The organism is Planomicrobium stackebrandtii, from assembly GCF_030814955.1.
Lineage (GTDB): Bacteria > Bacillota > Bacilli > Bacillales_A > Planococcaceae > Planococcus > Planococcus stackebrandtii.
Window position 1 is genome coordinate 164,662 of the sequence record NZ_JAUSWB010000008.1, and the last position, 21,182, is coordinate 185,843.

At 45.2% G+C, this 21,182-nt stretch carries 28 protein-coding genes; 14 read left to right on the plus strand and 14 right to left on the minus strand.

Going from position 1 to position 21,182, the window contains the following annotated elements; translation table 11 throughout:
- Positions 1-13 precede the first annotated feature (13 nt).
- The 4 genes from lipA to QOZ98_RS15795 all read left to right on the plus strand — a co-directional run bounded on the left by lipA (position 14) and on the right by QOZ98_RS15795 (position 2,580).
- Positions 14-937 carry a lipoyl synthase gene (gene lipA, locus QOZ98_RS15780; protein WP_308788312.1) on the plus strand — a complete coding sequence of 308 codons (924 nt, stop codon included), beginning with the start codon at positions 14-16 and terminating at the stop codon, positions 935-937.
- A 15-nt stretch (positions 938-952) separates the two neighbouring features.
- The gene (locus QOZ98_RS15785) at positions 953-1,279 is read left to right on the plus strand and encodes a YutD family protein (protein ID WP_308788313.1); all 327 of its coding nucleotides are present in this window, start codon (positions 953-955) and stop codon (positions 1,277-1,279) included.
- An 82-nt stretch (positions 1,280-1,361) separates the two neighbouring features.
- On the plus strand, positions 1,362-1,817 hold the full coding sequence (locus QOZ98_RS15790) for a DUF86 domain-containing protein (protein WP_308788314.1): 456 nt from the start codon (positions 1,362-1,364) through the stop codon (positions 1,815-1,817).
- The gene (locus QOZ98_RS15795) at positions 1,807-2,580 is read left to right on the plus strand and encodes a TIGR01457 family HAD-type hydrolase (RefSeq protein WP_308788315.1); all 774 of its coding nucleotides are present in this window, start codon (positions 1,807-1,809) and stop codon (positions 2,578-2,580) included. Before QOZ98_RS15790 ends, QOZ98_RS15795 begins: the two co-directional genes overlap by 11 nt.
- A 70-nt stretch (positions 2,581-2,650) precedes the next feature.
- Here the strand turns inward: QOZ98_RS15795 and QOZ98_RS15800 are convergent, their stop codons facing one another.
- Positions 2,651-2,887 (minus strand): YuzB family protein, encoded by a 237-nt coding sequence (locus QOZ98_RS15800; RefSeq protein ID WP_006828519.1) that lies wholly within the window; start codon positions 2,885-2,887, stop codon positions 2,651-2,653.
- A 152-nt stretch (positions 2,888-3,039) separates the two neighbouring features.
- On the opposite strand from QOZ98_RS15800, the gene QOZ98_RS15805 reads away from it, so the two are divergent.
- A complete protein-coding gene (locus tag QOZ98_RS15805) occupies positions 3,040-4,107 on the plus strand; it encodes an NAD(P)/FAD-dependent oxidoreductase (RefSeq protein WP_308788316.1) in 1,068 nt (355 codons plus the stop codon).
- Between the two features lie 31 nt (positions 4,108-4,138).
- On the opposite strand, the gene QOZ98_RS15810 is transcribed toward QOZ98_RS15805, so the two are convergent.
- Positions 4,139-4,465 (minus strand): YuzD family protein, encoded by a 327-nt coding sequence (locus QOZ98_RS15810; protein ID WP_308788317.1) that lies wholly within the window; start codon positions 4,463-4,465, stop codon positions 4,139-4,141.
- An 82-nt stretch (positions 4,466-4,547) separates the two neighbouring features.
- Here QOZ98_RS15810 and QOZ98_RS15815 point away from each other — a divergent pair, with 82 nt between their 5' ends.
- The 4 genes from QOZ98_RS15815 (at position 4,548) to QOZ98_RS15830 (ending at position 7,396) form a co-directional block, all read left to right on the plus strand.
- Positions 4,548-4,784: a NifU family protein gene (locus QOZ98_RS15815; RefSeq protein ID WP_142828952.1), complete on the plus strand. Its 237-nt coding sequence runs from the start codon at positions 4,548-4,550 to the stop codon at positions 4,782-4,784.
- A gap of 257 nt (positions 4,785-5,041) precedes the next feature.
- Positions 5,042-5,404: a HesB/IscA family protein gene (locus tag QOZ98_RS15820; RefSeq protein ID WP_308788318.1), complete on the plus strand. Its 363-nt coding sequence runs from the start codon at positions 5,042-5,044 to the stop codon at positions 5,402-5,404.
- Between the two features lie 176 nt (positions 5,405-5,580).
- Complete coding sequence (locus QOZ98_RS15825; RefSeq protein WP_308788338.1) at positions 5,581-6,795, plus strand: NAD(P)/FAD-dependent oxidoreductase; 1,215 nt, start codon at positions 5,581-5,583, stop codon at positions 6,793-6,795.
- Between the two features lie 106 nt (positions 6,796-6,901).
- Positions 6,902-7,396, plus strand: a complete 495-nt coding sequence (locus QOZ98_RS15830; protein WP_308788319.1) for an NUDIX hydrolase — start codon at positions 6,902-6,904, stop codon at positions 7,394-7,396.
- 37 nt (positions 7,397-7,433) lie between these two features.
- Here QOZ98_RS15830 and QOZ98_RS15835 read toward each other — a convergent pair whose 3' ends face one another.
- Positions 7,434-7,601: a hypothetical protein gene (locus QOZ98_RS15835; protein ID WP_308788320.1), complete on the minus strand. Its 168-nt coding sequence runs from the start codon at positions 7,599-7,601 to the stop codon at positions 7,434-7,436.
- A 322-nt stretch (positions 7,602-7,923) separates the two neighbouring features.
- Here QOZ98_RS15835 and QOZ98_RS15840 point away from each other — a divergent pair, with 322 nt between their 5' ends.
- Together QOZ98_RS15840 and QOZ98_RS15845 are read left to right on the plus strand one after the other, a co-directional pair.
- Entirely contained in the window at positions 7,924-8,049 is a 126-nt protein-coding gene (locus tag QOZ98_RS15840) for a YuiA family protein (protein ID WP_185960087.1), read from the plus strand.
- Positions 8,050-8,459: 410 nt separating this feature from the next.
- A complete protein-coding gene (locus QOZ98_RS15845; protein ID WP_308788321.1) occupies positions 8,460-8,789 on the plus strand; it encodes a YuiB family protein in 330 nt (109 codons plus the stop codon).
- Between the two features lie 43 nt (positions 8,790-8,832).
- Here the strand turns inward: QOZ98_RS15845 and QOZ98_RS15850 are convergent, their stop codons facing one another.
- A complete protein-coding gene (locus QOZ98_RS15850; RefSeq protein ID WP_308788322.1) occupies positions 8,833-9,309 on the minus strand; it encodes a divergent PAP2 family protein in 477 nt (158 codons plus the stop codon).
- A 149-nt stretch (positions 9,310-9,458) separates the two neighbouring features.
- Between QOZ98_RS15850 and QOZ98_RS15855 the strand changes: the two genes are divergently transcribed.
- On the plus strand, positions 9,459-10,952 hold the full coding sequence (locus QOZ98_RS15855; RefSeq protein ID WP_308788323.1) for a leucyl aminopeptidase: 1,494 nt from the start codon (positions 9,459-9,461) through the stop codon (positions 10,950-10,952).
- 42 nt (positions 10,953-10,994) lie between these two features.
- Here the strand turns inward: QOZ98_RS15855 and mnhG are convergent, their stop codons facing one another.
- From mnhG to QOZ98_RS15895, 8 genes are all read right to left on the minus strand, one after another.
- Entirely contained in the window at positions 10,995-11,414 is a 420-nt protein-coding gene (gene mnhG / locus QOZ98_RS15860) for a monovalent cation/H(+) antiporter subunit G (RefSeq protein ID WP_308788324.1), read from the minus strand.
- Positions 11,362-11,643, minus strand: coding sequence for a Na(+)/H(+) antiporter subunit F1 (locus QOZ98_RS15865; protein ID WP_308788325.1), 282 nt, complete (start codon positions 11,641-11,643; stop codon positions 11,362-11,364). The genes mnhG and QOZ98_RS15865 overlap by 53 nt, the downstream gene beginning before the upstream one ends.
- Entirely contained in the window at positions 11,640-12,119 is a 480-nt protein-coding gene (locus tag QOZ98_RS15870; RefSeq protein ID WP_308788326.1) for a Na+/H+ antiporter subunit E, read from the minus strand. Before QOZ98_RS15870 ends, QOZ98_RS15865 begins: the two co-directional genes overlap by 4 nt.
- 7 nt (positions 12,120-12,126) lie before the next feature.
- Entirely contained in the window at positions 12,127-13,608 is a 1,482-nt protein-coding gene (locus QOZ98_RS15875) for a Na+/H+ antiporter subunit D (protein WP_308788327.1), read from the minus strand.
- A complete protein-coding gene (locus QOZ98_RS15880) occupies positions 13,601-13,948 on the minus strand; it encodes a Na(+)/H(+) antiporter subunit C (protein WP_142828960.1) in 348 nt (115 codons plus the stop codon). The genes QOZ98_RS15875 and QOZ98_RS15880 overlap by 8 nt, the downstream gene beginning before the upstream one ends.
- Positions 13,948-14,370, minus strand: coding sequence for a Na(+)/H(+) antiporter subunit B (locus QOZ98_RS15885; RefSeq protein ID WP_308788328.1), 423 nt, complete (start codon positions 14,368-14,370; stop codon positions 13,948-13,950). Before QOZ98_RS15885 ends, QOZ98_RS15880 begins: the two co-directional genes overlap by 1 nt.
- Positions 14,357-16,771 (minus strand): Na+/H+ antiporter subunit A, encoded by a 2,415-nt coding sequence (locus tag QOZ98_RS15890; RefSeq protein WP_308788329.1) that lies wholly within the window; start codon positions 16,769-16,771, stop codon positions 14,357-14,359. The genes QOZ98_RS15885 and QOZ98_RS15890 overlap by 14 nt, the downstream gene beginning before the upstream one ends.
- A gap of 211 nt (positions 16,772-16,982) precedes the next feature.
- The gene (locus QOZ98_RS15895; RefSeq protein WP_308788330.1) at positions 16,983-18,215 is read right to left on the minus strand and encodes an MFS transporter; all 1,233 of its coding nucleotides are present in this window, start codon (positions 18,213-18,215) and stop codon (positions 16,983-16,985) included.
- Between the two features lie 127 nt (positions 18,216-18,342).
- Here QOZ98_RS15895 and QOZ98_RS15900 point away from each other — a divergent pair, with 127 nt between their 5' ends.
- Positions 18,343-19,047, plus strand: a complete 705-nt coding sequence (locus tag QOZ98_RS15900) for a peptidylprolyl isomerase (RefSeq protein ID WP_308788331.1) — start codon at positions 18,343-18,345, stop codon at positions 19,045-19,047.
- Between the two features lie 103 nt (positions 19,048-19,150).
- Positions 19,151-19,411 carry a DUF1871 family protein gene (locus QOZ98_RS15905; RefSeq protein ID WP_308788332.1) on the plus strand — a complete coding sequence of 87 codons (261 nt, stop codon included), beginning with the start codon at positions 19,151-19,153 and terminating at the stop codon, positions 19,409-19,411.
- A 54-nt stretch (positions 19,412-19,465) separates the two neighbouring features.
- Here QOZ98_RS15905 and QOZ98_RS15910 read toward each other — a convergent pair whose 3' ends face one another.
- The gene (locus tag QOZ98_RS15910) at positions 19,466-19,684 is read right to left on the minus strand and encodes a helix-turn-helix domain-containing protein (RefSeq protein ID WP_142828966.1); all 219 of its coding nucleotides are present in this window, start codon (positions 19,682-19,684) and stop codon (positions 19,466-19,468) included.
- A 97-nt stretch (positions 19,685-19,781) separates the two neighbouring features.
- Positions 19,782-21,116 (minus strand): sodium-dependent transporter, encoded by a 1,335-nt coding sequence (locus QOZ98_RS15915; protein WP_142828967.1) that lies wholly within the window; start codon positions 21,114-21,116, stop codon positions 19,782-19,784.
- Positions 21,117-21,182 lie beyond the last annotated feature (66 nt).

Consider the following 21,182-nt stretch of genomic DNA (forward strand, 5'->3'; position numbering starts at 1 on the left):
GGGGACGATGTGCGTGGCAACTAAACAAGAACATCTCAGAAAGCCCGATTGGTTAAAAATCAAACTAAACACCAATGAAAACTATACGGATTTAAAGAAAATGATGCGGGAAAACAATCTGAACACGGTCTGTGAAGAAGCGAGATGCCCCAATATCCATGAGTGCTGGGGCACCCGAAGAACTGCTACGTTTATGATTCTTGGAGCTGTCTGCACGAGAGCCTGCCGGTTTTGTGCAGTGAAAACGGGATTACCGAACGAGTTGGATCTGCAGGAGCCTGAACGTGTTGCAGCTTCTGTGAAAATGATGAATTTGAAGCATGCAGTTATCACTGCCGTTGCACGGGATGATTTGAAAGATGGAGGATCGGCTGTATTTGCTGAAACAATCCGGGCAATCAAGCGAGCCAATCCGTTTACAACGATCGAAGTCCTGCCTTCTGATATGGGTGGAGTCTATGAAAATCTGGAACGGCTGATGGATGCAAAACCGGACATTTTAAATCATAATATAGAAACGGTGCGCCGCCTGACACCAAGAGTCAGAGCGCGTGCTAAATATGACCGCTCATTGGAGCTGTTGAAGCGCTCAAAAGAACTGCATCCCGAGATTCCGACTAAATCATCGCTGATGATCGGCTTGGGCGAAACAAAGGAAGAAATTATCGAAGTCATGGATGACCTGCGCGCAAATGATGTTGATATCATGACAATCGGCCAATATCTCCAGCCTACGAAAAAACATTTAAACGTACAAAAATATTATTCGCCAAAAGAATTCAAGGAATTCTGGGAGATCGCGATGACTAAAGGGTTTTCGCATTGCCAGGCAGGCCCTCTAGTCCGAAGCAGCTATCATGCGGACGAACAAGTCAATGCAGCTGCCAAAGAGCGTCAGCGCCTCGGAGAAGTGCAAGCAGCTGCTACTAACAGCTAATGGATGGTGAGAAAATTGATCACATTGGATCAGTGGAATTATGATATATTAATCGATTACCGCGAAGGATTTCAGGAAGAGGCGATTACCGCCCGTTTTAGTGAAATCCTGTCAAAATACGATTATATTTTAGGCGACTGGGGCTACGGGCAGTTGCGGTTAAAAGGCTTTTTTGAAGACACCAACCACAAGGCGACATATGATACCAAAATTAGCACACTGCAGGACTATCTATACGAGTATTGCAATTTTGGCTGTGCTTATTTTGTGATAAAGAAAGTTGGAAAAGCAGCTCCCCCGATTGAAGAACCCGAACAACAGACTCCCGAAGCGGACATTTGATCCGCCGGGGGTTTTTTCATGCATTATGATATGATAAAGAAAGAAAACGAAGATTTTCAAACGCCTATTGGAGGGTATTTTTATGTATTTTATTGACCGCAGCAACATTACAGAAACGATTGGGTACATGAATTCTTTATTGGAATATTATGAAGGCCAGCAACAATGGACTTCATTTGGCGAACAGTTGGCATTGGAGCGTATAGGTGCAAATATTATCGAGTCGATCATTGATGTCGGAAACTCGATGATTGACGGATTCATCATGCGGGACCCGGGCAGCTACGACGATATCATCGATATACTAGTAGATGAACAAGTGATCACAAAAGAGATGGATCAGCCATTAAAGCAAGTAATTGCATTACGGAAAATGCTGGTTCGTGAGTTTATGAAAGTAGATCAACAGGCGATTACAGCTGCAATCGACAACAACCTGGAATCATTGAAAGCGTTCGGACCAAAAGTAGAACATTATCTTGTTCATGAACTGGGACCGGTTTCGGCATTTATTCCGGAGGCAAACGATGACCATTAAAAAAACGTATGGTGCCTATTGTTTGGATTTGGATGGCACGATCTACCGTGGTACAGAACCGGTTGAAGAGGCGGCTGCCTTTGTCAAACGCCTGCAGCTGAAAGAGATCGAACCGTATTTCGTTACGAATAATGCATCCATGACGCAGCAGCAATTAAAGGCCAAACTGGCCGGTTTCGGAATCGATGCAAAAAAAGAGCGCATCATGTCTTCAGCAATTGCTGCTGCCAAATATATCAAACGCTGGTATTCCGAACGATCGGTTTACATGATTGGGTCGGACGGTTTGGATCAGGCGTTGCGCCAGGAAGGGATCGAGCGGGTAGAGGAAGATGCGGGCATTGTGCTGATGGGAATCGACCGCAACATAACTTACGAAAAACTGGCCGCAGCTTGTCTGGAAATCCGAAAAGGGGCGGTCTTCCTGTCGACCAATCAAGATCTGGCTTTTCCTTCAGAAAAAGGATTTTTGCCGGGAAACGGCGCTTTTACGGCCTTGGTAGCGGCTTCGACCGATGTGGATCCAGTTTATATCGGCAAACCGGAAATCCATATGCTTGATGCGATTCAGTATGAATCGGGTCTAGAAAAAAGCGAAATGGTGATGATCGGGGATAATTACGATACCGATATCCAGGCAGGAATACGCTTTGGAATCGATACGATCCATGTCAACACTGGCGTCACTCGAATGGAAACGGTGCTGGAAAAAGAACAGCCGCCCAGCTTTGCGATTGAAAATCTTAAGTTTTGGGAAGTATGAGCAAAGCTTAGCAGAGAATCTTCATTTTACGATTAATTTTTAAACAAAAAAAAAGCCGTTTTTCAACGGCTTAAAATAACGGGTTTTCTTCTATGAATTCGTAGACTTTTTTTGTCAGTTCATCAGTGGATTCTGCTTCGACGATTTCCCCGTTGACCAGGGCATATAGAGACTCGGAACATTTTGTGCAATAGCTTAAACAGCCGTATTCCAAAACATCGAGATTGGGATCCCGTTCGAGTTTTTCAAAAGAATCTTGTGCGCCATTGGCAATATTACTGATGCAAAATTCAACAATCGGTTTCATTCTAAGTCACCTCACTACAACGAAATCCTACCTTTTTTCGAAGCCAGAGTCAATTAATTGATTTCTGGCTAAAGCATTGTGAAAGTTATCACAATCAGCTATACTCATATGTGAGAAATTGATGAGACAGACGAAATTTAAAGGAGATATTTATGCGAAAATTAGTCTTACTTGGAGGCGGATACGGCAATATGCGAATTTTGCTTCGCTTATTGCCAGCCAGCCTTCCACAGGATACCGAAATAATTTTAATTGACCGAACCCCTTTTCACAGCATGAAGACGGAATTCTATGCCTTAGCTGCCGGTACCGAGTCAGATCATGACGTGCGTGTCCCATTCCCGGAACACGAGCGCTTGAAGGTAGTAAACGGTGAAATACTGGAAATCGGGCTCCAGGAAAAATGCATTTTCATGGAGAATGGCGACCGCATTGCTTATGATGACCTGGTCATTGGTCTTGGCTGCGAAGACAAGTACCACAGTGTGCCCGGAGCTGATGAATTCACATACAGCATCCAGACCATCGGCAAGTCACGCGCGACTTATCAGGCTTTGCTTGGCTTGCCAGCTGGCGCAGTCGTGGGTGTTGTAGGAGCTGGACTCAGCGGGATTGAATTGGCCAGTGAACTGCGGGAAAGCCGGAAAGACTTGAATATCAAGCTGTTTGACCGCAGCCCTCGTATCTTGCGTGATTTTCCTGAACGCTTGAGTAATTTTGTCCGAAAATGGTTTGAAAATAACAACGTCGATGTGGTATCCAATTCGAATATCACACAAGTTGAACCAAACATGCTTTATAACCATGAAGAAACGATTCCGGTAGATGCCGTTGTTTGGACAGCGGGTATCCAACCGGTCAAGCCAGTGCGGGACCTGGGGCTTGCCAGCGACAGCAGCGGACGAATTGTCATCAACCAGTACCATCAGTTGCCGGACGACGAACATGTTTACGTAGTTGGTGATTGTGCTGCATTGCCAATGGCGCCGTCTGCACAGTTGGCGGAAGAACAAGCAGAACAGATTGTCAAAGTATTGAAAGCAACATGGAAAGGCGAGGAACTGCCAGAAACCATGCCAGAAATTAAGCTGAAAGGCTTCCTTGGCTCTCTCGGCAAAAAACAGGGCTTCGCATATTTAGCAGATCGCACCGTAACCGGACGCATCGCCCGTTTGATGAAATCAGGCGTATTGTGGATGTATAAATGGCATAATGGCTAACAAAAAAAGCGCTCATCATTGAGCGCTTTTTCTATTTCACATCAGTAAATCCATGTTTTTCAAGTTCACGGTATACGGGCTTTAATTGGACATAGCCTTCGCCAACCACTTCTCCTTCGATCAAAACAAGCGGATAAAAAAATTCGTCATCCAAAATGCGCTGTGCATAATCCTTCTGGTGCTCGAGTGCCATAGGTTTCTCAATATCGATATAGGTAATTGAAAATGGCTGATCCTTGTATTTTCTTGAGATGGCAGCTTCCAGCCATTCATAAGTATCGATGGAAGATGGCGCGTTGACGCAGCTTGCGCAGATTACATCGGTTCCATAGACTTCAATGGATAATTCTTTCTGCATAATTTGGTCCTCCTATAAATTCATTAGTGGCTTTTTCTCTCTAATCACATTATAATGATTATAATGAAAGGAGTCGATATAAATGACTGAAGCTTTGATTGAAGATCAAGTAATGGAAGTCTTAGATAAATTGCGTCCATTCCTTTTGCGTGACGGGGGAGACTGCGAACTTGTTGATGTAGAAGACGGAATCGTAAAACTTCGTCTGCTCGGTGCATGCGGAAGCTGCCCAAGTTCGACAATTACATTAAAAGCAGGGATTGAACGCGCGTTAGTGGAAGAAGTTCCTGGCATAGTAGAAGTAGAACAAGTATTTTAATGCCAAGGGACCTTTTCAGGTCCCTTTTTCTGTATAAATAACATTAATATGAGCTGAACTAAGTACGTACTTTTGTATGTTGCTTCAGTTGCTTTGAGCACAGCTCCTGGATGGAAGCAGAGCTATTTTGAAGAATACCCATGCAAAATATTCTTTATTAAAATAGTCTGTCTAACTTATGTAGTTGTTTGAAGGTGGACGGCTTGAATAATAGTGGAAACAATTGCTATGATAATCCCTATAGGAAGGTGATTTAATTGACAGAAGTTGTTGAAATTACAGAAGCTGCTTCATTTCAAGTAAAAGAGATGATGCGCCATAACGAAGAAGAAGGATCCTTTTTGCGCGTTGCTGTTAAAGGCGGCGGTTGCAGCGGATTAACATATGGAATGGGATTTGAAAAGGACAAAGGCGAAGCGGACGATCTTTATGAGCAGTTCGGGATCCCGGTTCTGATCGCGAAAGAAGATGCCCCCATTTTAAAAGGAACGGTTGTTGATTACAAGCAGTCGCTGATGGGCGGCGGATTTACCATCGAAAATCCGAATGCCATCGCATCATGCGGCTGCGGAACTTCATTCCGTACAGCAAAAAAAGCGGGTACACCGGAAAATTGTTAACAGTCGGTCACAAACCGGCTTTTTTTGTTGGGGATAAATGCCGCTAAACGCATTACTCGGTTGAAATCATGAGGTATTAGGTCTAATATAGAAGGTAGATGTTTATCGGTGCGCCAAGGTTTGACCGCTTTGTCGATATTCGATTAAAAAATGACTTGAAGGTGGTTGCGATTGTGTTGAAAAGACCGTCAATATTAGTATTAGGAGCAGGTTACGGTGGATTGACTACTGTAGTAAACTTGCAAAAAGTTCTTGGCACAGATGCTGCGGACATTACATTGATCAATAAAAACGAATACCATTACGAAAGCACATGGCTTCATGAGGCTGCTGCAGGCACATTGCTTTCAGAGCAAGTGCGTTATGATATCAAAGATGTTATCGACGGCGTCAAAGTGAAATTTGTGCAGGCAACTGTAGAAGCAATTGATGTAGTAGGTAAAAAAGTTTCAACCGACAATGGCGAATTTACATATGATTACATTGTCATTGCACTTGGTTTTGAAGGTGAAACGTTTGGTATTGAAGGCCTTGATAAATACGCTTTGTCAATTGCCAACGTAAAAGCTGCCCGTTATATCCGGGAACATATCGAATTCCAATTTGCAACTTGGTCTGCAGAACCGGTAAAAGACGATAGCCGTTTGACAATTATTGTTGGCGGAGCTGGATTCACTGGCATTGAGTTTCTTGGGGAACTGGCTAACCGTGTACCCGAGCTATGCAAAGAGTTTGATGTACCGCGCGAAAAAGTGCGCGTTGTCTGTGTAGAGGCTGCACCTATGGTATTGCCTGGCTTCGATCCGGAGCTTGTCAACTATGCGGTAAGCCATTTAGAGTCCAAAGGTATCGAATTCTCAATCGGCACACCGGTTGTAGAAGCAACTCCTGAAGGCGTTAAGATCAAAAAAGGCGATGATCATTTTGACTTTATCAAAGCCGGTACAGTTGTTTGGGCTGCTGGTGTCCGCGGCAACCGCTTGATTGAAGCGACTCCAATCGAAAACATGCGTGCCCGCGTTAAAGTCGACAAAGATTTGCGTGCGCCAGGGTACGATGATGTTTTCATCATTGGTGACTGCGCATTGATGATCAACGAAGAAACGAACCGTCCGTATCCGCCAACTGCACAGATTGCTATGCAGCAAGGTGAAAACGTAGCGAAGAACTTGAAATCGTTAATGAGCGGTGAAACAACTGTTGAGTTTGTTCCGGACCTTAAAGGAACTGTCTGCTCACTTGGCGATGACGACGCTATTGGCGTTGTATTCGGCAAAAAAGTGACTGGCAAACGGGCGTCGTTCATGAAGAAAATGATTGATAACCGCGCATTGTTCATGATTGGTGGACCAATGTTGGTACTGAAAAAAGGTAAATTTAACGTTCTGTAAGCTGGACGATGCAAAGCTCCCTTAGCGGGGAGCTTTTTTTGTAGACAAAATGCTTTAAGATGAGCGATTGGGAAATTGTGATTCATCACAAAAGGAGACAAAACTTATGGCATCAAAACGAGGGAATGTTTGGCTCGGTGCAGCCGGGCTTGTGGTGAACTCCAAAGGCCAATGGCTTGTAGTCAAAAAAAGGTATGGCGGTTTGCATGGGAAGTGGTCGCTTCCTGCGGGATTTGTTCATGGAAACGAAACAGTTGATCAGGCTGTGCTGAGGGAAGTGAAAGAAGAAACTGGCGTTGATTGCGAGTTGATAGAAATGATCGGTTTTCGCTCTGGCGTAATTCGCGAGGAAATTAGCGACAACATGGCAATTTTTCTGTTAAAAGCGAACAATGAAGAACAGCCTATCATTGCGCAACTGTCTGAGCTGTACGAGGTGGAATGGCTGCCTCCAGCAGAGTTGTCAAATGACAAAGAGGCTTCTGTAATGCTGCGTGAAATGGCTTCCTATGTACTGGAAGAAGGATTGGAACCGATTGAGGATGTGGATCCGGGCGAAGTTTTCGGTTATTCGGACTATAAACTATTTTTTAAAAAGTAGAGATTAAATTATAAAAGAGAAAATTATATAAGTTGAACTAATGATCTTCACCTGTTGATATTCCACCAATCAGCTCCGCTTTCGGGTCCGCAGGATGCGGGTCATGCAGCTGGCGCGACAGGACGTCGCTGTGCCAGCTGCCAAGGGCTTGCGCCGGACTAACTCGGGCTTTTGGCCCGAGTGGATTTCTTGTATGTCGTTGCATCGCTGCGCTGTTCCCTTGGGAGTCTCCGCTGATTTGCTCCATATCCTTTATGATTACAGGGAGAAAACAAAGGCTCACTTCGAATTCACCCTATCTCTTAGCGCCGAAGCGCCCAAGGGCTAGGCGAAGCAAGAAGACTGGCGCTCTTTGCCTGGCTTCTTGCGGGAGCTATGCCCAAAGCGTCCGAAGCGTTGGGTAAAAGCTAGATTCTTTAGTTCAACATATATTGATGCCGTTAACTTATTCTTTTTAGTTGCGCTTTAAAACCTTGCGTGTTATATTATCAGAATATTACAAACAAGAACAGAAGGAGGTGTTTCGGATGACGATCTTTAAAAAAGTAAAAAACGTCAATAAATGCCCATATTGCTCAGGTCAAGGCTATTTTCAATTACGGCTGGGCGGTTCAGAAACGTGCTCCTGCTGTTCAGGTTCCGGCAAAAAATAACATGGCAGTATTTCGAAAAAACGGGCTTTTTTAACTTCCTTTAACACAGTTGAAAGTGCGTATACAGACTCAAGACAACCTGCATCATTCACTGTTCACGATCCACATAGTTTAATGGTTAAGGAATTGGCGAAAAAGAGTGGAAATGGTTAGAGTCATCCCCTGGATTGATCTCTTCAGACACATACCCCATAAACGGGTTTTAAATGATGATTCTTTTATTTTGTTCAAAAGGAAGCAAACGGAGGGAACACCGCCGTTCGCTTCCTTTTTGTTTGCAGAGAATCTTGGAGTGGTATTGTTTGTGCTTTTCCATCATAAGTGACAAAGCGATGAACTCTGTTCTGCTGGATTGAAAGCCTTTGTTTTTTCGGGTAAACTGATGAAAGGAATAACGGAGGTTAGAGTTCATGAACAGTTCATTTACAATTGTGCAATTGATTATTTCCATGCTGCTTTTTTATGTTATGTTTTTCGGAATCGGCTTTCTTTTGAATATGCTGCTTCGCATGACGTGGCTGATGGCTGTTGTGTATCCGATCGTCATCCTGCTGGTCGTGGACGATGTGGGCTTTTTCGATTATTTCACGAATCCGGGTGAGTCTTTCTCAATGCTGGGAGACACCATCACTTCTATGACAGGCAGTGATATCGCTGTATTGCTTGCTGGCTGGGCAGGCGCAATCACTTCGGGTTTTGTCATGAAAATCCTGCGGAAAATGGGTTATCAAATGTTTTAATGAAAAATCGCCGATCCGGTCTTCCGGATCGGCGATTTTTTAGTTATCTTAGCATCCCATAAAAGATGAAGGAAATCGCAATGCCTGTTAGCGCACCCATAAAGACTTCACTTGGTTTGTGGCCAAGCAATGTCTTCAATTCCTGAATCTTTTCCTCTTCTTTTTTCTGCGGCCATTTTCTTGTCTCATCCATGAAAAGGTAGATGTCCTGCCGCATTTTATTGATGGTCAAGGCTTGCTGTCCTGCTTGAAAGCGGACGCCAGTGGCATCGTACATGGTGATGACGGCAAACATGGTCGATACAGCAAATATAGTGGAGGAGACGCCATGCTCAAACGCTACTGCAGTAGTTAATGATGTTACAGCAGCCGAATGGGAGCTCGGCATGCCTCCGGTTGAGGAAAAAAGCTTCCAGTCAAGTTCACGCGTTACAGCATATTGAATGGGAATCTTAACAAACTGCGCAAACACGATGGCGAACAAAGCGATCATAAGGGGAAGATTAGAGAAAATTTCCATAGGGAGCAACAGCCTTTCTGTCTAAATATGTTCTCATAGTATATCATAGACGGAAAAATTACGATGGCTGTTAATTCCTTCGTAACACGAACTACTCGGAATCCGGATTACATGCTACACTTGAAGAGAACGCAAAAAGGAGGAATTTTATGCAAATCAAATTACAGCAGCATTCACAGGACAGCGGAGCCGAAATCCTCATTGTTGGCTTGAGCCGGCATCCGGAAAACTGCAAAGGGTGGAGCGGATTCGCTGAGCGCTTTGATGGCAAATTGGAAAGCTGGGTCAAGCAGGACTTGTCATTTGATCTAAAGTCTTTAATTACCTATCCAACACTTTCTGGAAGTATTCCACGCGTATTATTTGTTGGCTTGAATGACCGCAAAAAATTGACCGAAGAAGATCTTCGTTCTTGCTTCGGGTTAGCCGGCAAAGAATTGGCGAAGAAAAAAATAAAGCATGCAGCTGTCTATATGGAGTCGTTCGAGAACGACCGCATTACAGCAGAAGATGTTGCGTTCTTGGCCGCGGAAGGCATCACAATGGGCAGCTATAGCTTTGATGATTACAAGACCACGTCCAATGAAACTCAGGTCGACTTGGAATCATTGACCTTCTTAGTGGAAGAGGCTTTGGAAGATGTGGAGTCTGCTGCAATCGTTGGTTCAGTTTTCGGACAGTCGGTCAATGAAGCACGGACTCTTGTCAATATGCCGGCAAACATCCTGACTGCGACTGCAATGGGCGAGTATGCACGGGAACTCGGTGAAACTTACGGTTTTGAAACGGATATTTTAGGGAAAGCGGAGATTGAAGAGCTGGGAATGGGCGCTATTCTGGCAGTCAACCAGGGCTCTATTGAAGAACCGCGTGTGATTGTCTTGAAATACAAAGCGACAGAAGGCTTTGAAGACCCCTTAGCGCTTGTCGGAAAAGGAGTAACGTTTGACACCGGCGGCTACTCTATCAAGCCGAAAGACGGCATTGTGGGCATGAAAGGCGATATGGGCGGTGCTGCCGCGGTACTTGGCGCCATGAGAATCATCGGAGAACTGCAGCCGGAGAAAAATGTGCTGGCAGTTATTGCGGCAACGGACAATATGATTTCGGGCAATGCCTTTAAACCGGATGATGTCATTACGTCCATGAGCGGTAAAACCATTGAAATCCTTAATACAGATGCGGAAGGCAGACTCGTCTTGGCAGATTCCGTCAGCTACGCGAAGCAATTGGGCGCAACCCGTATTGTGGATGTGGCGACGTTGACAGGGGGCGTTATTGTCGCTTTAGGCAAAGACAAAACCGGTGCATTGACCAATGACGAAGCGTTCTTCGAAACTTTCCTGGAAGCTTCTCTGGAAAGCGGTGAATTTGTCTGGCGATTGCCTTTGACGGAAAGCGATAAAAAGCGCATCCGGAAAAGCAATGTCGCAGACTTGAACAATTCGCCGGGACGGGATGGCCATATGATTTTTGGCGGTGGATTTGTTGGGGAATTTGCGGGGGATACACCTTGGATTCATTTGGACATTGCCGGAACTTCAGACGCAGAAGGCCCTCATGATCTCGGACCAAAAGGCGGCACTGGCGCAATGGTCAGAACCTTGGCCATGCTGATTGAAAAAATGGCAGACGAGCAATAACATAAAAAAACAGCCTGCAGGCAATGTGCCTGCAGGCTGTTTTTATTGTTCAGTTGTTTTATTGTCCATCAATCTTTTCTTTCGTTCTTTTAAAGCGCCCTCCATGTCATCGCGCACGGTTTCTTCAGCGACTTTGATGCCGGACATGTAGGCAGCCCGTCCAATCATGTGTCCTCCTACAGGAGCTGTAATGAACAAAAACGCAATGGCGACGATCATTTGTGTATTGAAGATGCCTTCGATTAGCCAAAAGTGAATAAAGGTTGCGGTCAATACACAGAGTACACCCAGTGTCGAGCTCTTGGAGGCGGCGTGAGTACGCGTATAAACATCCGGCAAGCGGATAAGCCCTAAGGCGGTAACAAGGCTGAAAATGACGCCTGTACTCATTAATAAGATGATGAGGATATTAACGATTGTCGTTTCGATCGAAAATCTCTCCTCTCTCAAGGAATTTGGCAAAAGCAATGGTTCCAATAAAGGAAAGAATACTTAACAGCAGGATAATTTCCAGGAAGTATTCAGTCTCGGTTATTAAGGACAGCAAGGCGACAATAGAGACGAGAGAAATTCCGATGGCATCCAGCGCTACTACCCGGTCGGCGATGGTTGGACCTTTAACAAGCCGGAATAGGAGCCCCGTGAAGCCTATGCTGACAATAATAAGTGAAATCCAGTAAAACATCATCATGGTCGGCTCACCTCCAGAATGGCCCGCTCAAATGTTTCTTTGATTGAACTGACAGCTTCTTCTATGTCGTCAAAGTCGAGCGCATGGATATAGAGCCTTTTCTGATCGTCTGAAATGCCGACTACCAGTGTTCCCGGTGTCAGAGTAATCAAAGCGGACAGCAAAGTAATTTCCCAATCCTCTTTGAGCTCGGTTTCCAATTCGAAAATTGCCGGTTTCAAGTTCATGTTCGGTTTGATGACAATCCGCAACACCTGGATGCTCGACAGAAAGAGTTCCTTAAGGAACAGCAGGAACAGCGAGATGATAGCCCATGCCCTTGAAGTGTAGAGCCGGTATGAAAAGAACCGGCGCATCAGGATAATAATGCCAAGGCCGATGATAAAGCCGATTGCGAATCCAGCGGGACTGAAGGAAACGGTCATGAACATCCAGACAACGGCCAGGAAGAAATTCAATAAGATTTGTAGAGCCATGTGTCAGCTACTCCTTTAAGACCGCATCAATATAGATGGATGGATTCAGCAGCACTTCACCCGCGCCTGAAATGAACGGCATGAAGAGTTCCGCGCCGACCCCGAATACCACGGTAATGGCAACAAGGATTACTGTCGGTATGAACATTTGATTAAAGACTGATCCTTTCAATGGGACGGTTTCAACCGGTTCTCCCCAAAAAGCATAGATGAAAATGCGCACCGCACTCAGCAGCACAATAAGGCTCGTTGCAAGAATGACAATACTGCCCCAGAATTGCGGGCCTTCAAATCCACCTTGAACAATCAGCAGTTTTCCTGGGAATCCGCTGAGCGGCGGAATTCCCGCCAGCCCAAATGCTGCAACCAGATAAGTCCAGCCAAGAACCGGATAAGTCTTGATCAGTCCACCCATCTTCCGAAGATCGGTTGTGCCAAACAATACGGCAACAATCCCAACCAGGAAGAACAGGGCAGCTTTGATCAGCATATCATGGAGCAGATAGAAAATGGACCCATCAACTCCCGGCTGATTTAACTGAGCGATGCCGAACAGAATAACTCCGACGGCAATAATGATGTTATAAATGATAATTTTTTTGACATCGAAATAAGCAAGTGCGCCAACGCAGCCGGCAAGAATGGTCAGGATGGCTATAATTCCAAGCAATTCATGGGTAAAGCCGACATTCATCGTGAAGAACAATGTGTATGTACGCATGATTGCATAGACGCCGACTTTTGTCAGCAATGCACCGAACAGTGCCAATATCGGAATCGGCGGTGCGTAATAAGAGCCGGGCAGCCAGAAATACAAAGGGAAGATTGCGGCTTTAAAACCAAAGACAACCAGGAACATCACGGCAATGACGGTCAAGATGCCCGTTTCTTCAATTTGTGGAATCTTCACTGCGAGATCGGCCATATTCAAGGTTCCAGTAACCGAGTAAAGAAAAGCGACAGCTGCTACAAACAAAGCGGATGAAATGATGTTCACCAGCAAGTACTTGATCGATTCACGAAGCTGCGGCTTTTCTCCGCCGTGGACAATCAATGTATAGGAAGCCATCAGCAGCACTTCGACGAATACGAACAAGTTGAAAATATCACCAGTCGTAAAGGCACCGTTAACTCCGACCATCAGGAATAATACAGCCGGATAGTAATAAGACTGTTCGCGCTTCACGCCAATCGATGGAAAGCTGTAGAAGACGACGAACAACGTAATAATTGAAGAAGTGACAACTAACAGGGCCGACAGCGGATCCGAGACCATGGAAATGCCAAAAGGTGCCGGCCAGCTGCCAAGTGTTACAGCCTGCACGCCATCTGCATCAACTTTTGCGAGCAGAACGATTGCAGAAATTAAGGTTACTCCTGCTCCGATAACCGCAAAAATGCGTTGCAGTTTCAGGCGTTTCGGGAAAATCATCAGGATAACAGCAAAAAACAACGGAATGATGATCGGAAATAGAAGTAAATTACTCATGATCTTCAGTTCCTCTCAGCAAGTCCATATTGTCGGTACCGAGCTCCTGATAAGAACGGTACGCGAGCACAAGGAAAAATGATGTAACGGCAAATGAAATGACAATCGCAGTCAAAATCAATGCTTGGGGCAGGGGATCTGCGTAATCGCTGATACTGACCCCATCAGCCACAACGGGAGGTGAATTACCTCCAAGGCCTCCCATAGTCAATAACAAAAGGTGGGCGCCATGGCTCAGCAGCCCAGTGCCGATAATAATGCGGATCAAGCTTTTTGAAAGCATCAAGTAAACAGCTGCCATAAAGAGAAAGCCAATGGCAACGGACATAATTATTTCCATTATTCATCCTCTCCAATCGTTTGAATAATGGTCATCGTTACACCGACAACAACCAGGTAAACGCCTGCATCGAACAACATAGCCGAATGCAGGGAAGTTTCACCGAAAAGCGGTAAATCAAAGTAATCATAAGCATGGGTGAAAAAAGGGACATCAAAGATGATGGATGCAGCAGCTGTCGCAAGCGCGAGCAATAAACCGACTGCTGTCATCGTCACATAATTGAACGGTAGAATTTTTTTGACTGTTTCAAGGTCAAAAGAAAGCATCAGCAGTACGATGGCACTGGTAGTCAATAGCCCGCCGACAAATCCGCCGCCCGGTGTATAATGCCCTGCAAAGAAAATATGGACAGCAAACATCAAAATGATGAAGGTCACTACTTTTGTGGCCGTTTGAAGCATAACATCATTTGTTTTCATGCTGACCCTCCTTTTTGGACAAGCGCAATTTGATCATCGCAATAATGCCAATGCCGGCAATACCGAGCACTGCAATTTCAAACAATGTATCAAATCCACGGTAATCAACCAAGATAACGTTGACGATATTTCCGCCGCCTGCTTCAGTATAGACCGTTTCTTTGTAAAACTCAGAAATGGAAGGCATAGCTTTCTGTGAATGGGATGACAGGGCAATTAGCGTCATGGTGATGCCGACCCCCACCGCAACCACTGCATTGCCAAGGCGGAAGGGCATGCGCTCTTCTTTCCGGCTGATCTGCGGCAGATGATAAAACGCCAGCAAGAACAACGCAACAGAAATAGTTTCGATTACCAGTTGGGTCAATGCTAAGTCCGGTGCCCGGAAAATGACAAAGAACAAAGCGACAGAATAGCCAACTGCCCCTAAGGCAATAATCGAAGTGAGCCTCGATTTTGAAACCAGAATGGTCAGTGTTGAACCAACCAGGGCGACCAGAATGACAATTTCATAAAAGCCAACTGGTGCCAAGTTGGTGAAGTCGACTGCAAACGCCTCGGTCAAGTAGAGAGTGCCGAGGAGGATGAAGATCACGAAACTAAACATATACACCAAGTAAGAGCGGATAAAGCCCGTCATATACAGCATGGAAAAGCGGTTCGCACCATCATCGCTTAAGAACATCAAGTTATCATAAAGAGCGTTTAACGAAATGGCATCTGGGAAGCGATCGTAACTCTTTTGCCATTTGTGCAGGGTCCAGAACATCAATCCACCAACCGCAAAAATGCCAAGAGTCATAAAGAGCTCGGTATTAAAGCCGTGCCAAGCGGATACATGAACATCCACTTCTGATGGTGAATTGTAAAGGAAAGGCTGAATCGCCATGACGGCTGGTTTTACGAGCCAATCTCCAACGCGATTTGGGATAAAGAAAATAACGATAACCAGAATGGCAAGAAACACAGGTGAAATCAGCATGCCAATTGGCGCTTCATGTGCCGGCTTCGGCAATTGCTTCGGCTTGTGCTTGCCGGCAAACGTGTGGAACACAAAATAGAAGCTGTAAATGAATGTGAAAACTGATCCGAGCCAAGCGACGACAGGGAAAAGAATGCCCCAGACATCCATAGAGAACAAGTCGAAATCTGTCAGTGACAGCATGGCTGTCAGGAACATCTCTTTACTCAGGAAGCCGCCGAATGGTGGCAAGCCCGCCATAGAGAACGCGCCGATCATGGCTACGGTGAAACTGATTGGCATCAAGCTCATCAACCCGCCAAGTTTACGGATGTCACGCGTGCCGGTTTCGTGGTCGATGATGCCGGCAATCATGAACAAGCTCCCTTTAAAGACAGCATGGTTGATCAAATGGAAAATCGCGGCGAATCCGGCATACATAAACGTGGTTTCCGCAATATTATCAATGTGATAGCCAGCGGCAGAAGCCCCAAGCAAGGACATGATCAGGCCAAGCTGAGAAACTGTCGAAAATGCCAGGATACCTTTCAAGTCTTTTTGTTTCAAGGCAAAGAATGAGCCCCAGAACATCGTAAACAGTCCGACTCCGGCAACGAGCCACATCCATGTTCCTGAGATAGCGAAAACGGGGGTCAGTCGTGCCACCAGGTATAGACCTGCTTTTACCATGGTTGCAGAATGCAGGTAGGCACTTACCGGAGTAGGCGCTTCCATTGCATCTGGAAGCCAGATATAGAATGGGAATTGTGCAGATTTGGTGAATGCGCCAAGCAGCACTAAAACAAGAGCCCAAATAAAGAAATCATGCGTGGCCATTTCCGGTGCCAGCGTGATCAATTCGCGTATCGAATATGTATTGCCCATAATACTCAGCAGCACAAAGCCCCCAAGCATCATCAGTCCCCCGAAAACGGTGATCATCATGGATTTCAATGCACCAAACCTTGAACGGTCGCGGGTGTACCAATAACCGATCAATAGGAAAGATGAAATGGATGTCAATTCCCAGAAAAGATATAGAGTGATCAAGTGGTCACTTTGGACAATGCCGAGCATCGCCGTCATAAACATTAATAAATAAACATAGAAATTATGTAATTGTTCACGGTGCTTGTCCAAGTAAAAAATGGAGTACAGCACCACTAAAGCTCCAATGCCTGTAATCAGCAAGGTGAACAGCAGGCTCAATCCATCGATATACGCGACAAACGCGATATCAAGTGAAGGGATCCATTGGAATTCAGAAACCAAGTTGCCTCCATCGATGGTTGTGGGCAGCAATGAAGCGTAGTAAATGAATAGGATGACGGGCACGGCCAAAACAAACCAGCCTGTATGGATCTTTCCTACTTTCTTAAACAGCAGCGGAATAAACAGCGCTGCAAGCAAAGGTAAAAAGATTAAAAATACAAATGACAAATGAATCCTCCTTCCAGCGTAAACGTGATGAGTTTCTAATTAGAAATTATAACGCAAATGGAGTGGATTTGCATCGTTCATCCACCGAAGGAAGTGATTCTATTCATGTTTCTGCATGCTTTTAAGATAGGAAGAAACCCAATTAAGTTAATTTTGTGAATTTGGATTAAAGCAGGAAAAAACCCGATTTTCAGTCGAAAACCGGGTTTTTCTACATGTTCTTCAATTCCTGTTCAAGCAGGACATCTTCAAAATCCTGCGGCGGTTTGGCTAATGTATACCGAAGGAAAGCAAAAGCGACGACAAACAGCACGCCGGTTACGATGAAAACCGAAGAGATGCCGATAAACCCGCTTACAATCCCGCCGAACATCGGGCCGATAATGTTTCCAAGAAAGCGGAAGCTGGTGTTGTAACCCATAATTTCTCCTTGAATTTCGATGGGCGCTTCCCGCCGCATCAGGGCGGTAGTCGTCGGGATCATTCCGCCGACTGCAATGCCGAACAACAAGCGCAAAGCGATCAGTTGCCAAAGCTCGGTGACGAAAGCTTGGGGGATGATAAAAACAAAAGCAAGCAGCAGCAGAAAGCCAAGGACTTTTTCGTAGCCGATCGAATCCCCCAGTCTTCCCCAGCGGCGGGCAAACAGCAGATTGCCGACGCCAGTGGCACTAAATGTAATTCCTGCAAGAAATGCCACTTGGGCAGTGCTTTCGGTCAATTCTGCCACGTACAGAGACAACAGAGGCTGGATGCTGAAATTGCCGATTTGGATCAGTGCTGTGATGATCATGACATTGAGCATTAAGCGGTGGCTTAATATCCCACTGACAATTGTTTTCGGTGCATAGACGTGGGCATCTTTCAATTTCACCCGTTTGATTTCGTGCAGACCGAATACGACGAACAAGGCAGCAACGGCAATGATGCTCGCTGTAATCAGGAAAGTATATTCGAAACCAAAAGCATCAGCCATTAATCCGCCGATTACAGGTCCGAAAAGCGTACCTGAGACACTGCCCATTTGCAGTGTACCAAGTGTTTTCCCGGCTGTTTCCTTAGGGGTTTGAGAACTGACAAAAGCCAAGGATGTTGGAATAAACCCGGTTACGACACCCATGAATAGGCGAATCATGAACAGCTCTGAAACAGAGTCGGCGGTTCCCATCAAGAAGATGCTGATGGCGATGCCGAATCCGTTAATGATTAATATCGGCTTAAAGCCATATTTGTCGGCAATGCGTCCCCAAATAGGAGACATGATCAATGCAGCCACAAAAGTGACGCCAAAAACAAGTCCGGACCAGCGCTGTACATACTCGTCAGAAAAATTGCCAAGCGATTCAATATAAAGAGATAAGAATGGCATAATCATAGTGGTGCTGCCGGCAACCAGGAAATTGGTGAACATGATAATAAAGAAATTCTTTTTCTGAGTATCCATAAGGAACCCTTCTTTCTAAAAGGAGCATCTGTTCTTATTATATATTATTTCGCCACACGAAAAAAGCACTAAAACTTACCAGTGAATTCAAAAAAATTCTATGCTAAAATAAGGCGGGGTGAAAAAGATGAAAAAAATAATAATGACACCAATTTTATTGGCCTTATTCCTGGGCGCATGCTCAGGGCAAGAAGCGGAGACAGAGACTGAAGAAACACCCGAACAAACGAAAAGCGAAGCGGTGGAAGTTGAAGGCTATCCTCAATTGTCAACGGAAGTTGCCGACAACGAAGCGCTTGTTGAGCTCACGACATCCATGGGAACCATGCAGATCAAGCTGTTTCCGGATATCGCGCCAAAAGCCGTAGAAAACTTTTTGACACATGCAGAAGAAGGCTACTATGATGGATTGACTTTCCACCGGATCATTGAAGACTTTATGCTTCAAACAGGAGACCCTACTGGAACGGGTGGCGGTGGCGAAAGCATCTATGGTGCACCATTTGAAGACGAATTTCATGACCATCTATTTAATATTCGCGGTGCATTGTCAATGGCAAATGCCGGACCTGGCACCAATGGCAGCCAGTTCTTCATCGTACAGGGACCAACAACAGTCAACGAAGAAGATTTGACTGTTGAATACCCGGAAGAAATTCAACAAGCGTACTTGGAGCAGGGCGGCGCATTTTGGCTTGACGGTGCCCATACTGTATTCGGCCAGGTAATTGAAGGCATGGATATAGTGGATTCCATCGCAGCGGTTGAAACTGTGCAGGAAAAGCCGGTTAATGATGTAACGATCGATTCCATCGAAATTCTGGAACAATAAACAGATTGCAGAAAAACCTTTTACACCGGGTTCTTCTGCTTTTGTTTTTTTGTGTATGTGCTATTATAGCTCTTAACGCTGGAGAAATGTTAGGTGAAAAAACATGGAGACAAATGAAATGAACAGAAGAGCAGGGACAGTTATGGAAGAATGGGATCCTTTTGCCATCGGCTCAGAGTTATACGATAAAGAAATTGGCAAAGTGGTCGATCAATTGCATGTTCTGGACCATCCATCAGAACTGGCAAAAAAGATTCAAAGCATCTATGAAAGTTCATTTAAAAAATGGATTCCACTGGAACAATGCGTTGAGATTTCTTACAAACTGATTGCGCTCAAGTACGAAGCGAAGCATATTATCTGAGACATACAAAAAGAGCTGTCGGCGAATTTTCGCCGACAGCTCTTTTTTATAGATTTATTTTGATTCTAAACCATCTACCAGATTGGAAGCAGGCACTTCCAATGCATTTGAAAGAATAAGAATGGTTGAATTGGATGGGACTTCTTCGCCGCTTTCATAGGCTTGAAGCTTGGCAACACCAATTCTTGTCTTTAAGGCCAGTTCATCTAACGATAAGTTGCGCTCTTCGCGAAGCGCTTTTAATTGGGTGTGTAATTCGTTTTTCAAATTCATGCACTCCTTCACAATATGGAACTTTCTTCTATTTATATACTATCACGCACAGATATTTTTCGGTAGGATAAGTTATGGCATCTTTCGAACAGTTAGCTCAAAAAATAGCAATGATTCCTTGGATAAAGACTACGATGATCGCAACAGGTGCAACGTAGCGAACCAGCACGCGCCAAACATCCACCCATACTTTCTGCTGTGACAGCTCATTGTGTGCATCTTCTTTTGTCAGGACATAGCCTGCGAACAACGCAGTGAATAGGGCACCAAGCGGCAATCCGATCCGGCTGGTCAACGTGTCGACAAAATCGAAGAACGTAAAGCCGAAGAAGATTTCCTGCGGCATGACGCCGAAAGACAAGGCGCTTGGAATTCCGACGATGAAAATCATCAGGCCGAAAATCAATGCGACACGGCGGCGGCGATCATACTTGCTTTTGACCCCGATGGAAACGGTAATCTCCAACATGGAGATGGAGGAAGTCAAAGTTGCAAACAGCAACAGGACAAAGAAAATGATCATCAGGAATTCACCCATGAACAGCTGATCAAAAATAGCCGGCAAAATGATGAATACCAGTCCGGGACCTTGATCGGGTGTATACCCCAAAGCGAAAACCGCTGGGAAGATGATCAAGCCTGCCATAATCGAAATCACGATATTCAGTGACACGACGCTGACAGATGAACGTGTCAGATTTTCCGATTTTGACAGATAAGAGGCATAAGTGATCATCCCTGCAACACCGACGCTCAGCGAGAAGAAGGCTTGCCCAAGTGCAATGAGGGCTGTCTCAAAGTTAAAGAAAGACCAGTCCGGAACAAACATAAAGCGGACGCCTTCCATGGCGCCATCAAGTGTTAACGAACGGACCATCAGCACCACAAAGAAAATCAATAAAGCAGGCATCATAATTTTGCTGGCACGTTCAATGCCGCCTTTGATGCCGCCTTGAACGATCCAAATTGTCAATCCCATGAAAGCGGCTTGTGCAAGCAGAACTTCCCACGGGTTGGTAATAATGCCGGTGAAAAGCTCGGCAAATTCAGCGTCTCCCAAATCGGACAGCTGGAACAGGATAGAGCGGCCCAGGTAAGATAAGACCCAACCGCCGACAACGCTGTAAAAAGACAAAATCAGAAATGAAAAGATAAATCCAGACCATCCGATTAAATACCAAGGCTTGCCGGGTGCTTGTTTTTTCAATCCGCTGACAGCATCCGCCTGGCCTCTGCGGCCGATGACAAATTCAGCAAGCAGGATTGGCAAACCGATGGCCACAGTGCTGATGATAAACAGCAAGATAAACACGCTGCCTCCATTTGCGCCGGTTTCGTATGGGAACTTCCAAATGGCGCCGAGGCCGATGGCACTTCCTGCTGCTGCAAGAACAAAGCCTAATTTGGAACTCCATTGTTCACGTTTCTTCAACTTCATCACTCCTATTTCATATAGATTTCCTCATTTTACACGAGCAGCACTAAAAAAAATAGCAGA